Annotated in this window: 9 protein-coding genes; 3 read left to right on the top strand and 6 right to left on the bottom strand. The window is 50.4% G+C overall.

The genetic code is table 11. The features are described from left to right. The coding region (locus ACYQ2L_RS11470) for a beta strand repeat-containing protein (RefSeq protein ID WP_460055666.1) at window positions 1–5028 on the bottom strand (5028 nt) is incomplete at its 3' end. A gap of 175 nt (window positions 5029–5203) precedes the next feature. Here ACYQ2L_RS11470 and ACYQ2L_RS11465 point away from each other — a divergent pair. Beyond that, window positions 5204–5617, top strand: coding sequence for a secondary thiamine-phosphate synthase enzyme YjbQ (locus ACYQ2L_RS11465; protein ID WP_460055664.1), 414 nt, complete (start codon window positions 5204–5206; stop codon window positions 5615–5617). 10 nt (window positions 5618–5627) lie between these two features. Here ACYQ2L_RS11465 and ACYQ2L_RS11460 read toward each other — a convergent pair whose 3' ends face one another. Further along, window positions 5628–6236 carry a Uma2 family endonuclease gene (locus tag ACYQ2L_RS11460; protein ID WP_460055661.1) on the bottom strand — a complete coding sequence of 203 codons (609 nt, stop codon included), beginning with the start codon at window positions 6234–6236 and terminating at the stop codon, window positions 5628–5630. A gap of 492 nt (window positions 6237–6728) precedes the next feature. Between ACYQ2L_RS11460 and ACYQ2L_RS11455 the strand changes: the two genes are divergently transcribed. Then, window positions 6729–7655 (top strand): ATP-binding protein, encoded by a 927-nt coding sequence (locus tag ACYQ2L_RS11455; protein ID WP_460055658.1) that lies wholly within the window; start codon window positions 6729–6731, stop codon window positions 7653–7655. 411 nt (window positions 7656–8066) lie between these two features. Here the strand turns inward: ACYQ2L_RS11455 and ACYQ2L_RS11450 are convergent, their stop codons facing one another. Both ACYQ2L_RS11450 and ACYQ2L_RS11445 read right to left on the bottom strand, forming a co-directional pair. Further along, window positions 8067–9233 (bottom strand): ATP-binding protein, encoded by a 1167-nt coding sequence (locus tag ACYQ2L_RS11450; protein WP_460055655.1) that lies wholly within the window; start codon window positions 9231–9233, stop codon window positions 8067–8069. Between the two features lie 116 nt (window positions 9234–9349). Beyond that, window positions 9350–9907, bottom strand: a complete 558-nt coding sequence (locus tag ACYQ2L_RS11445) for a transposase (protein WP_460055652.1) — start codon at window positions 9905–9907, stop codon at window positions 9350–9352. Window positions 9908–9983: 76 nt separating this feature from the next. Between ACYQ2L_RS11445 and ACYQ2L_RS11440 the strand changes: the two genes are divergently transcribed. Beyond that, window positions 9984–10787 carry a J domain-containing protein gene (locus ACYQ2L_RS11440; RefSeq protein WP_460055650.1) on the top strand — a complete coding sequence of 268 codons (804 nt, stop codon included), beginning with the start codon at window positions 9984–9986 and terminating at the stop codon, window positions 10785–10787. Between the two features lie 46 nt (window positions 10788–10833). Here the strand turns inward: ACYQ2L_RS11440 and ACYQ2L_RS11435 are convergent, their stop codons facing one another. Together ACYQ2L_RS11435 and ACYQ2L_RS11430 are read right to left on the bottom strand one after the other, a co-directional pair. Then, window positions 10834–13440: a putative PEP-binding protein gene (locus tag ACYQ2L_RS11435; protein WP_460055648.1), complete on the bottom strand. Its 2607-nt coding sequence runs from the start codon at window positions 13438–13440 to the stop codon at window positions 10834–10836. 16 nt (window positions 13441–13456) lie between these two features. Next, entirely contained in the window at window positions 13457–14377 is a 921-nt protein-coding gene (locus ACYQ2L_RS11430; RefSeq protein ID WP_460055645.1) for a hypothetical protein, read from the bottom strand. Window positions 14378–14379 lie beyond the last annotated feature (2 nt).

Here is a 14379-nt window from a genome sequence, read left to right as displayed (position 1 = left end):
GAGACTTAAATTCCGTGCTGTTCCATCCCGGGTAATCGCTCCGTCAAACTGGATGTTCGCTCCAGTAGCAACCCCTCCGCCACTTGTCGTATCTACTAAAACATTTCCAGTAAGCTCTACCGCCCGGTAGTACCTCACCGCTCCTCCAGCTGTCACTACATCTCCGGCGGTCTCTACCGTTCCGGTCAAGGTAGCTCCAAAGCTCACACTCGCTGCCCCAGTAGCTGTAATGTCTCCGGCTGCCGCCACAGTCGTCAGGCCATCTGAATCTATCGTTACCGTTCCGGTGCTCACATCAATCGGGGCATTCAACGCCACCGTCGATCCACTCGAATCTATGTCGACGACTCCACTACCACTACTTAACGCAGCTCCTATGGTCACCGCTCCACTGTGGCTTATCGCTATGTCATTGTCCGTGGTCGTAATCGTTCCACCGGTATTGTCAAAACTTGTTCCACTGCTACTAAACCCGTCAGGGGCTACTATACCACCAGTAATAAATACTGCTCCCCCAGCATCAACCTCCAGACTCCCGGTCAAAGTCAAAGCTGGCACTGATAAACCGCTGTTATTCCAAATCAACACCACATTTCGCATGCCCGTTGGAACTGTTGGCATACCAGCTGCGCCACTGTCGTTGCGCAGCGAGAGATCCTGCACATTCCCATTACCCGTTACCGTAATGTCACCACCAAACACATTCGCCTGGGTAGCAAGGTTAATATCCTGTGTTAGTGCTGTGGAGGTGATGGTGCTTGTTCCGGTAATACTCAAAATACCTGTCTGGGTCATTCCGCCAGAACTGGATACTTCAAGGTTTCCACCCACAGTAGATTCCCCAAGAACCAATGCACCATTCACATTTGTTAAGGTTGCACTGCCTATCCCATTGGGATTCAGGCTGACAGCACCGCCAAAGCTCGATGCAGAGTCAAGAATGATTGAGTGATTACCAGCTGTAGTAGAAAAGCTGGATGTCCCTACAATGGTAAGAGTACCTGCATCAGTAATGTCTCCACCAGCCGCAGAGACGAGAATATTTCCAATGGTTTGTGTTGTGATCACAGGTAGCGCTACGCCCGACTTGCTCGTAATGGAAAGATCGGTAACAGGTGTTCCTGAGCCAATTGCACCATTGAAAGTAATTGCCCCTGTTCCGATTCCGCCGGTTGTATCTATGGAAAAGTTAAATCCGCCGTCCACAGCACCAAGAGAAAGAGGGCCACCACCTGTCTGAAGAGAGGAGTTCACGGCAAGAGTCACCGCACCCAGTTCCATCTGCTGATCCGATGTCTGTACAGTTCCAGCAACAGTTGTAGTTGCAGCAGTATAACTAAGCCCCGACCCAACAACCGAAATCGTATGATCAGCTGCATTACCGAGGGTTAGCCCGCCTGTCTGTCCAATATTTGCCGCTCCGTTTAGTTCCAGAGCACCGGGAGTAGAGTAGGGCCTCAAAGCCAAACTTCCCTGCCCGCTTACCGTACCCTGGAAATCAACGATAGGAGTCTCCAACGTGAGTACTACTCCGTTCTCAATAGTAACTGTATCTTCGAATGTTATAGAATCCGGATCGGAAATGGTGGTGCTGGCCGAGTAAACTGCTGGACTGGATATTACAGTGGTGTTACCAGAAAATGTATAAGATGCAGCAGAAAAGGTGGCAATTCCCGAACCGGAAACAGTAAACGAAGTAGGTTTTTCCGCCTCTTCTCCAATAATCGAAGCAAACGATTTTGCTCCAGTTGAATTAACCGTCAGTGAATGTGCACCATTTACGGTAGCAGCTGCATTGAAGGAAACAGTCCCTGTGCCGGTATCGATAGTCGTATTACCTGTTAATACCAAAGGAGATGAAAAGGCAAGATTAACATTATTACTATTTATGGTACCGTTTATGGATTCATTGGGCCATGAAGATACACCAGTAATGGTACCATTATTTGTAATTGTTCCGGTAACTGTAAGTGCCAATCCTGCAGCATCAAGAACTGCTCCAGATTCAATTGTTAAAGCCTGTAAGTCGGCTGTATCAGCAGTCAACACAGGATTATTCGTACGCACCGGAATGATTACATAATCACCTTCAGCCGGAACGCCATTCGGTGTCCAGTTAGCAGCAGTTTCCCAGTCGGTACCGGCACCATTCCATGTCCTCAAGCTTGACGCGAATGTCCAGTTATCTGGAGCAATCCCATTATTCCCACCGTCCACTGAAAAATTTGCAGTGGCACCACCTGTAACTGTTGACCATTGAATATCGGCATAATTCACAGTGTCAGTTGTTGGAGTAAGGGTATAGGCCGCGGCACCCGTACTCCTTAGCCTGACCAATGAAGATGCAGATCCAGTAATTTCCAGGGCAGCCATTGTCTGTTCAGTGCCTGCAGTAAAATACATTAGTTTCCCTGGAGTATTTACGCGAAACGTACCGAAGGTAGTATTATTTGCCAGCGTCGAGGACTGGGTGCCAATGAACTGCACAATTGAAGTGTCAGCATTAAATGTCCCGTCACTTCTTGACCAGTTCCGCCTGATATCCCAGGTTGTAGCACCAGCGTTAATTGTTCCCTCGGATTGCAGAAAGGAACCATTGACGATTATATTTTCTGTGGGACTATACGTTCCTCCAGCTACCCTCAAATTATAGAACTCTGTTAGTCCAGCCCAGGAAGTATACGTACCAGCAGCACTATTAAATTCCACAGTTCCCGAACTGACAGGCAATGTAAGATTAAGGGTCTCATCTCCACGAAGAATAAGTATTCCGGAGTTTACGAACGTTCCGTTGACTGTGAGCCCTGCTGCTCCATTCAATCGCAGACTGGCAGACGATTGAATTTCCAGATCTCCTGTTTCGAGGGTCCCCGCTGTAGCAATAGGGTATGGTGCAGCAGCGTTAGGAATTCTGACATTCGCCCCTGCAACAGGGGCTGCCCCACCTTCCCAGTTAGAATCCAGAGCCCAGGCTTCGGTTCCTCCACCAGCCCAGACATACACCTGAGGTTGAATAGTGATGATTTTATCGTCAACAACAGAAAAGTCGGTATCTGCCGAACTTCCATTGAATGAAAGATCCAGACTGCCAGATGACTGCCCAGCAGCAATAAGCTGTAAACCCGATATGGTAAGCTGTGCTGTCGCAGCGAAGTCCGCAGTAACATCAATAATCACGACTTTATCATCTACACCACCGTCAGCTGCATAATTCACTACAGCATTCACGGTCCCGGCTCCATTACTCATTGTTAATATAGGCTCATCCACACTGCTATCGAAAATTGCATCAACTGTTGCCGGAATTCTTATTCTCAAATCGTTAGTAGCAGTTATTTGGGTTCCATTATTGGCTGAGATAACGATATCGGGTAAGTCAATAACACTGCCTGCTGTACCTGTTATGTTTAAAGCACTGCTTAAGGTAGGCTCAGGATCAACAACAAACTCATAAACTCCCCCGGTTCCCGTTCCGGATCCAAAATTATCAGCGCCACCATTTCCATCGGTATACACATTTAGAGTCACAGATCCTTCACCGGAAGTCAGTGTAAAGGAAGCCAGACCATTATTGTCTGTAGTGATGATTTCTGTTGCGCTCGCAGCATTTATTACTGGAGTGTCCCCGCCGCTTGCCTCAATGCGTACATTCCTGGCATATGGAACTGAATTACCCTCAGCATCAACAATTTGCAGCGTCAGATTCAGGGTCTCTTCAGCGAGAATGGAATCTTCGGAAGGTATAATTATGGCACTATCGGCTTGTGAGGGAGCATACTCTGCGGCATACAGCCGTATGGGAGTTCCTCCACCTACATTAATAGTATCACCAATAGCAAGATCAGCTATGCCTGCATCGATTGATGCCCAGATGTCAGCTCCATTGGGCTCTGTCGCTCCACTTTCACCACCTCCACGCATGCGAAAACGCCAGGTGTAATTAGTAAAGTCAGTGGTTGTTATCTGATAGCCATTTTGAGCGTCCGGGTGCTGCCCTCCTCCAACAGTAGCACCGGGACCAGGTGTATTTACACCGTCCCCACTTACGTTTACCGGCCCAGCTAATGAATAATCGGTGCCGTCCCACCTCTCCAGTGTCCAGGCAAATCCACTGGTGGTAGCATTCGTATTTCCTGCGCGGTAATCACCATCAAAACTATGTGGACGCACATAATTATTGATTGGTGTTCCCTCAGGAATAAACGGATATATGCTCCAGTCTGTTCCATTGGAAACTGTCCCCTCCAGGGATACCGGTAATGAATAAGCGAAAGCCCGAACATCCGGGATTTCACTTGGTGATCCAATATTGGATGAGGAAACCGCAACCTGATATGTGTTGTAAAAATCATCATCAAGTCGAGTGAACTCATCTACTTCATCAGGATCTTTGGCTGCTACAACCACAAACTTGAAAATTCGTTTGTTGCCGACAAGTTCTCCTTGACCTGGTGATATTGCTGGGCTATAAAACCAGGCATTGTTATAATCTCCGGTTTGCTCACGCGGTATAGCAAGTTCATACAGCATAGTTCCACCGCTGGATGCAGCACTTACATCATCAATGTAACTCAACTGCCGACTGCTTGGGTCGGTATATGCACCCGAACCCCCAAATACGCGGTACCACATATCACCAAAAACAGGAGTCGGTATTACTGGGTTATCATCCTCATCCATACCTGGGTCATAAATCCCAAAATACAGAGGATCAGAATAGTCAGAATCTACTTCAAAAAAAATGACTGTTACCTTGTCATAGTCACCATAATAGTCATTTGCTGCTCTATAAGCCGCGAATAGATAATCATCCGGATTCGCCGGCATGCGACTCTGCCCCCACACCCCCGCCGGCAGCATGACAAACAAAACAGCAAGTACACACCATCCGGCTATATGCCGTAGGGCAGCAGGCAGGGCATGAGATTGCCGCTGCTTCTGTCCGGCACGGTTTTGCAGTGATCGTACCAGCTGTGAATCTGCTTGGTGTTCTATTTCACGTTCTGTTTTGCATGGAGATGATATCACACGGGCTCCTTGGGGCAGCGGGACTGCATATATCATTAATATACACCATACCACGCTTTGCTTCCATTCTCGGCAGATCTACGGTCGAATTCGAGTGAATTTCCCTTCCGGAAGACACCATGAGACAGCCCACCCCACTCTTCCGAACTCCCCGCTCTTACGCTACAATATACACATGCAGATCACTATTACCTTTCCGACCGATGCCCGTGAGGGGCTGTACGATATTACCGATCTGGTGCAGGGGGCGGTTGCAGATTCCGGGATTGACAGCGGTTTATGCTCGGTCTATGCCCAGGGGGCGACAGCAGCGATTATGATTCAGGAGAACTGGGATGACAGTGTTCAAAGCGATGTAATCCGGTTCCTGCAAAATCTGATTCCGCGGGGGGTGTGGGAGCATGATGCCCGGGATATGCATGAACAGAACGGTGACAGCCATCTCAAGGCTGGACTCATCGGCCCGAGTGAGTCGATTCCATTGATCGGTGGTATGCTGGGACTTTCACGCTGGCAGAATATATTCTTCTGCGAATTTGACGGGCCCCGTAGCGAACGCCGGGTTGTAGTAAGCGTGATTGAAGCGTAAAAGAATGATGTCAGCAAAACCCGGACAGCGGAATCTGCGCCCCGTCTAAAACCCTGCTCAGGACATGGTCGTCGTCGTTATAGTAGTCGGGCTTGCCGTAGCGGCCATGGTCACCCAGGCGGTAGACCATAACAAAGCGCGACTCGCCGTTTACCAGCCAGTACTCACGTACCCCGTGGCGTTCGTAGAGTGCAAGCTTTTCGGTCTGGTCCTTGTGGCTGGTCGCGGGCGAAAGAATCTCGACAGCAATGTCGGGGGCACCATTGGCTCCATGATCATCCAGAACCTCCGGCCGGCAGAACACCGATATATCCGGCTGCACAACGGTGGTTATGGTTTCCGGCGCTCCCGGCACTTCCGACGCTCCCGGAGCTTCAGGTGATTCAGGGGTTTCACTCAGGCGAATGTCGAAGGGCGCCAGATAGGTTTCGCAGCTGCCGCGATCGGTGATCTCGGCCAGACGACGGTAAAGCCGACCAAGTATCTGCTGGTGCAGGCGGTTCGAGGCCGGGCTCATGCTGTACGCCACCCCGCCAATCAGTTCCCAGCGCTCATCATCCGGCCAGGTCAGATAATCGGCGTAGGTAAACAGTCCGGCTTTGTGCTTTGGTATACCCACGCAAGCCCTCCATATCAATATTATACAGCGATTGATTTGCTTGTCCAATTGAGGCATGGAGGGTGTTTTACATCTTGCTAATCAATTTCAGCGGGTGCATGCAGATAGTACACCTGGATATAAAGGTTATATCGTTACAGGGGGGTGACGGAAGACCGGCGGGTCCGGCCGGGCGGCGGGGACAGAGCCCGATCAGCCGGATCCGGGCTGATGTGCGTGGTGCGATGGGAGCGTGCCACGGTTGCGCAGCGATTCTCTGATGGGCCGGGCTGGAGGCAGGGGGGCTGCCCCCCTCCCTTGTGAGGGGATGTATTACATTGATCATGCCATGGTGACATCCTGCAAGATTCAGCTCCTCAGTAGCTCGTAACGCAGGCCTTGGACCAATAACTCAGTACGGGTGCTGCATTCGGCTATTCTGCTCATAAAAGATAAAATCGGACTGTTTTCGTTCCAGATTGCCAGCTAACTGGCTGGAAATCGTTCAACTCTGTGTATTGGTGTACGCAGGAGCGGAAAATCAACCTTTATGCAGCAGAGATGCTCTCACGCGACATTGCAACACAGATGCGTGGTCGCTCCATATCCTGGGAGATGTTTCCCTTTTCATTCCGGGAGTTTCTTGATGCCAAAGGTGTAGCTGTACCGGAGCATCTTACAAGCCAGGCACGGCTTCGCATTCAGAACTGTGTTGAAGACTACTGGAGAAACGGCGGTTTTCCGGAGTTGATTGGTGTTTCCGATACACTCAGAGTGAAAATTCATCAGGAGTATTTTCAGAGTATTCTGTACAGGGATCTTGTTGAACGACATGACATAGCCCACCCCAAGGCCCTGCGCGATCTCGCCCTCCATCTAATAGATAATACCGCATCGCTGTATTCGATTAACCGTGTATACGGTTTTTTGAAGTCACTGGATCACAAGCTCCAGAAGTCAGCTGTCGGGCAGTACATTGAGTGGCTGGAAGACAGCTACTTTCTTTTCTCCGTACGTCTATATGACGCATCATTTGCAAGGAGTAAGGTCAACCCGAAGAAGATCTACTGCATTGATCATGCCATGGTGACATCCATATCATCCGGTATTCTTGTGAACTCAGGGCATCTGCTCGAGAATCTCGTATTTTCGGCACTGCGTCGTAAAACAGCAGATATATTCTACTACCGTACCACAACAGGCAGGGAAGTCGACTTTATTGTTCTGATTGGCAGAACCGATAAGCGGCTTATTCAGGTCTGTGAAACCATGCAGGAAGAAAAAACCCGCAATCGAGAGATATCCTCGCTGCGGGAGGCGATGCTGGAACAGCAACTTCCGGAAGGCTGCATTGTAACCCGCAATCAAAGCGAGACTATCGAGACAGAGGGACGTATTATTCGAGTTGTGCCGATCTGGAGATTTTTGCTGGAGTTCTGATCCTAAACCGCGGTTCACTCATGCCACTACATGCGTCTGATTGCAAGTGCAAGCACGTCTGATTGCTGATTCAACAGTGTCTACCGAATCACTGGAGACGAATACTGCGGGGGGGCATAGAGATTCGCATAGCGATATCTCAGCCCAAGGGAGCGGAAGGGGTTTTTTCCTCTATTCTGCCAACACAACGTGAAAGCGTCTCAAGCTTGGCCTGCAATACTTCAGGATCCATCGATAAACCTCTGTATTTTTCTGGTTCGTGATTGGGTGATTTGCGGCAGGAGGTCGGCGTGGAAGTAGAGAGCATTGCGCTTGTGAAGCACAATAGGAAGTAGTCACATGACAAAAATCTATAACCGATCTGGAAGCGCCCACACCAACATGGCAGATCTGCCATGTTGGTGTAGATACTCACACAGAATATACAGAGTTTCGTTCTGACGGGTGGCTATTAAGCAGCAGAAATTCCTCTACATTATCCGGATGAATAACCCTGAATTTGGCATCCGGATAGGCGGAAGCGAATGCTGCCGGGCACTTCACCCGCTTCTGCGCTGAATACTTGAACTCCCAGGCAGTGAGCACCCCGTCGGATTCCTCGACGAGATCAATCTCTTTTTGTTCCTTGGTTCTCCAGAAGTAGGAGTTGAGCCACAAACCCTGAGCATCGGTGAATTTTTTGCGTTCAGATACCAGCCAGTTCTCCCACAGATTGCCGGCGTCCTGACGACTTTCTATCTGGCTGAAATTGGCAAGCACCGCATTCCTGATTCCATTGTCATAGAAGTAGAATTTCCGGCTGTTCTTCAGTTCATTGCGGGCATTTCGGCTGAAGGATGATAGCCGGAACACGATATATGTCTGTTCAAGAATACAGAGGTATTTTTCGACCGTTTTGGCATCAAGTCCGCACAAGCGTGCAAGCTCGGAATATGAAACCTGCGAGCCTATCTGCAGAGCAAGCGCCCTCAGCAGACGTTCCAGTTTTTCCGGCTTTTGAATCTGCTCCCATGACAATACATCCTTGTAGAGATAGCTTTGGGAGATTTCTCTCAGAGTGACCTTCTCTTCACCGGGGGTACTGACCACTTCCGGATATGAGCCGAATATGAGTCTATGGGGGATAAGTCGCTTTTCTGTCAGCAGTCCATGATGGTGCACCATCTCTGCAAAGGAAAGGGGATACAGGTGATACTCACGCTTGCGGCCGGTAAGTGGTTCGTTGACGTTGTTGGCCAGATCGAAGGAGGAGGAACCGGTTGCAATTACCTGTACTTCGGGGATCTGGTCGGTAATCAGCTTCAGCCGCAGTCCTATGTCTGTAATACGCTGCGCCTCATCCAGAACCAGCATGCGTTTTTTTCCGAGGTACATCTTCAGCCGTTCTGCGGTAAGCGTCTCGAACAGTTTCCTGACATCAGCATCATCACCACTCATGTACAGTACGTCATCCCGTGAAGGGGGAAAGAGCATATTCAGCAGGGAGGTTTTTCCGGTCTGCCGGGCTCCCAAAAGAATAATAGCCTTGTTTTTTCCTATGGAAGCACGCAGATCATCGGCTTTACTTCGTTCTATCATGACTCATCCCTCAGACCTAATAGTACAACTTATCAGGAATGAAATCCATGAAAATTGAAACTATTCGGGATTCCAATCTATCAACATTGATATTTAGGCTCTATCAACAAGCAAGCCTAATGAAATCCGCCCTCATCCACTATCATCTTGTCGAATACCTTGCCGATTGGTTCGAGTACCCGGCGGGCATCGCTCTGGGGAACCCGGGTCTGTTTCCAGAGAGAAAGGCGGAAGAATTCCAGAATGACCTTCTTCACATCATCACTTGGATAAAATATATACGAGACGTTCTGTCCGGTGGGTTTGACCACGGTGAAAGAGGTATAGCTGACTACGGGTTCAGCCCCGATATACACGTGATCACGGCGGCCGGTGGTGAAGTCTATCATTTCCTTGAAGCGGTAGGGTACGCGCTCGGCATCGGTCCGGTACGCAGGTTCAATATGACTGGTTGGCCAGCCGGCGGGTTCTACGAGCACGTAGAGTTTACGTCCTTCGGCCTGGAATACCAGTCCGTCTTCGCTGGCAAATATATCCTTTACATTTCCAAAGGAGACCAGTTCATAGCGGGTATAGGCGGCTGAATCGTGATAGAACACACTCAGGATGTATCCATTTTGATTCGGAAGTTTGCCATTCTTGTATGCAGTAAAGGTATCCAGCATTTTGTCCATTTCCATCCTCCAGTTTTATGTACTTTTCCGCATGACGGAATTGTATTCCTGCTCATGCTGTCATATTATAAGTGTAATGAACGTCGTGACAGCTTTCCAGTTTCTTCAGCTCCCGGAAGGGGCATCCATTGAGGATGCGGGGGCTTCCTACCGCCGCTTGCTGAAGGAATATCACCCGGACCGGAACATAGACCGCAGTGAATGGTCACATAAAATGACGGTTCGCCTGACGGAGGCCTACGACGCCGTTACTGCCTACCTACAGAGTACTACTAGTCGGGCCCGGACACAACATAAACCTGTTCAGGAACCTGACTCGGGCTACAGTCTGGCTATGCAGACCAGAATTGCCAAGCTCTACGATACAGTGCTGGACGTTCTGCACAGCTACTATACCCTGGGCATGGACAACATTTATCTGCGGCAGGAGGGCACGCTGCGCTACCGCTACCGGTCAACGATCCGCAGTCTTGCTGCGGCAATAGATGACCTTAATGAAACCCTGGAATGGCCAGGTAGTGCGCTGCAGCACAGACAGGCCCGGGCTATCCATGGCTTTGCTGCGGCCTTCTACGAAAACATGCTGATTAAACCTCTGAACCACGAGGTGCTGGCCGAGGATGAACGCAAGGCTCAGCGACTGTATCGCCAGGGCTCGAACGCTCTGGATACCGCGATACGCCACGGGGTTCTGGAACTGAAGACCGAGGGGGGGCTGATCTGCCCTGGTGCCCGGCATCAGGCTGAAAAAAGCTTTATGCTGGTTCTGGCGGGCTTTTCCAGGAGCAGCCATGTGCCAATAACCATGATCAAGCTGTATCTGCTGCGGGCACTTTCAGCCCTCTGTGAACATCTGGAACAGGGACAGCAGCAATCATAATACCAGGATCATCATCACCGCTGCCCTGCCGGATTTTCTGAGTCCGCTATGCACCACCCTTCAGGTTCATCTGGGCAATTGCCAGCTTGGCAATCGGAATTCCGTATGGTGAGACCGAGACATAGTTCAGTCCTGCTTCACGAATAAAATCTATATTCTGCGGCTCGGCGCCATGCTCCCCACAGAGACCCAGAGTGAGATCCGGACGCACCATGCGGCCCCTCAAGGCTGCGGTTTTAACCAGCTCCTTCACCTGCGGCTGCAGGACCTTGAATGGATTATTCGGCAACAGGTCAAGTTCGGTATAATCCGAGAAGAAGGTGTTGAAATCATCACGCGAGATTCCGTAGGTGGTCTGTGTCAGGTCATTGGTTCCGAAAGAAAAGAAATCTGCATATCGGGCAATGGACGATGCATTGAGCGCCGCTGCCGGCAGCTCGATCATGGTACCCACCGAGTACTCAAGGGGATCACAGGCAAACTTTGCCCGCACCTGCTCTTCAATGTCCCGAATACCAAGAATATGCTTACCCTCGATTTTCTTCCCGTTCCTTACTACCTTTAGTTCATTCGGATTCATGACCAGTGGAATCATAATCTCCGGTCTGGGATTCTTTCCCTCCAGCTTCAGTCGGTATCCAGCCTCAAAAATTGCCCGGGTCTGCATGCGGTAGATCTCGGGGTAAGAGATAGCCACCCGGATACCACGGTGTCCAAGCATGGGATTGAATTCCCGCATGAGCTGACTGCGCTCCACTATTGCAGCCTTGGTCAGCCCGACTCCGTCCTTTTTGGCCTGTGCGAGAAATTCCTTCATGCCGGCATCATCACTCGGCAGGAACTCGTGCAACGGCGCATCCAGCAGACGTATAGTAACCGGGAGTCCATCCATGATCTTCAGCAGCTCATAAAAATCGTCGGTCTGATCCTTGTGCAGATCGTCCAGAAAGCGGATCCGCATCTCGGTATTCTCGGCGAGAATCATGTATCTGAATCTATTGATTCTGGCATCGTCAAAGAACATGTGCTCTGTTCGGCAGAGTCCTATTCCCCTGGCGTTAAAGCGGAGCGCCAGGCTGGCATCGCGGGGCTGGTCTGCATTGGCATGCACATCGATATCTCCAATCCGTTCCTGGATAATATCCATGAATTCCGTCAGCCAGTTATCCTCAAGCGAAGGCTTGCTGAGGCTTCCCTGACCAATGTAGATTACCGGATCCTCGTAATAAGGCACATTCATGGTGATATACTCACCCTCATGTACTTCCTGTCCGTCCATAATCAGTGTCTTCTTCCGGAACACCGCATCCGGACGTACCAGCGCAACCTTACCCAGACTACGCGCTACTACCGGGGCATGCGAGGCATAGCCACCCTCGGAGGAAAGCACCCCTTTGGCTACTTCTATGGCTTTAACATCACCGGCGAAGGTTGAGGGCATGGCAAGAATCATATTGGTATCCTCACCAGCCTGCTGCGCCTGCCTGTAAGCAGTAATCAAGCTCTCGGCAGTAAAATACACACGGCCGATTGCCGCTCCGACTGCACCGGCAACACCGCCGGCAACCGTCGGCAGGCTCTTGACCGAGGTAGCATCCAGAGTGGGATGCAGTATCTCGGACAATCGCCCGGGTTTTACTTTTTCAATTACATAGTCCTTGCTAACAACCTCGCGTTTCTGCAGATCAAGCAGGGTGCGGATTTCGGCCTGAGCTGACTTGTTTGGCACCGAGGCCTGATCGACCAACCATAATGTATCGGCTTCGATTACAAAGCGGACCCAACGGATCTCCCGGAAATGATCTTCAAGTTTACGGGCAATCTTCATGAGGGCTTCGCGGTGATTCGGTTCGATCTCCTCTATCTGTTTGCCGTTGCTGGCAGTTTCATCAAAAGAAATCGGAAAGAATTCCCCCTGCAGCTCATCGGCTCCGGTTACTATATGATGGGTGTACAGATATCCTGCACTACTGCGTTTGTCCAGATTTCCATATACCATGGCCTGAACCTGTACTGCAGAATCCTCGGTAGTCGGACTCTGCACATAGGCAGCATTGAACAGCTGCACTACATGGAGCAGCTGAAAATAGGGATCGGTATATAGTTCTATCGGCAACACCTCACGATGCTTGTCGATTGCTTTTATGATGCTGGCTTTGGTTTTGGCTTTTTTCAGAGCATCCAGATAGGAGTTCAACTCAGCAGTCCGGGTTTCATCCGGCCCGCCTTTCAAAGCCGCCTGCAGAATACTGCGCAGCAAAAAGGCATATTCCCCATAGGCAAATTTCTCACCGGTCATCTCGGCGACAAAATCGACTGTGCTGTCTGTCAGACCGATATGATGCACCGACGGTAGCGAACTCTGCACATTCAGCATCGGGCTCTCTACGACCTTCAATAACAGCGGAGCCTCACCACCGCCAAGCTGCTTGCGCAGAGCCTTCTCAACCTCGCCAACGGACTGGCGCAGCAGCTCTGCTGCCTTGCGGGGATCTTCTGCACAAAGCTTGACCCCCTCATTTGGTATAACAAAGCCGGGACAGATCGGCATATCCAGCTCAGCCAGCGACACAGCTCGCTCACCGCGGCTGCCGATAGGCTGATCGATCTTCTGTGTGGATCGACCGGTCCCGAACGAAATAAACTTACTCATGTATAACTCCTGTCACTCAGAAGAGTTCCAGCGGCTGGTCAATACTGCCCTTCAGGAACATCTCGAACCGCGGACTCGCTCCCTCGAAAAGGTAACGCTGCAATTTGGAGACATCCTTGATCTGATCCCCGGCAACGCTGATAAGGATCGGGGTTCCATGCTTTACCTTGCCCCACTTGAACAGCGAGTTGATATCCTTGATGCGTTCGTTGTCATAATAGATAAGCACATCAAGGTCCGGATAACTTGTACGGTAACTTGAAACAATCCGTTTCCAGGCTTCGACATTACCGTTATGGAACAGTTCGTTGGTTACCACCACCGAATAACGCGGGGTGATTCGATAATCCTTGCTTTTCTTCGGAGCAGCTTCTGCTGCTGTAGCCTTCGGCTTCGATTGAGCCGGAGGCTGCTTCCCGGAGTCGATATACTCGGGTTTGCCGGCAGGCTCGCGTCCAATCAGTACTTCATGCACATCCTGTGCTGCAGCCTGAAGGATCTCCCGGGAAAGTTCTCCACGTGCAGACCCTACATATACCACAACCAGCTCATCACGCATAATCGGCAGTGCCTGCTCCCATGATTCCTTGCGGCAGGGATTAATCGCAAATGAGCCGGCTTCAGGATGCTCGTATACAACTACTATCTGCAGAGCTGTCCATCCGCAGAGTTTTTCGATGATCTGATCTGCATTTTCAATCATGGATTCGGCATTTCGGGATACTGCCGCATATTCGAACTTGTCTGCCAGCAAGGCGCTGACTACAATCGGAACCTGTTCTTCGGAAAGAGTCCCGTTTTCCAGAGCATCAGCCAGCAGATCGGCAAGATTAGCGCCGCTGCTGATCGGCTTCAGAAAACCGGATACAGCCTTAAAATGGCGCAGGGCGGTGTTAAAACCGGCCCTGCGGGATAAAATATCCAGATTTCCAATCATTG

It is taken from the genome of Spirochaeta dissipatitropha (assembly GCF_054657935.1).
This window is presented reverse-complemented; position numbering and strand designations above follow the sequence as displayed.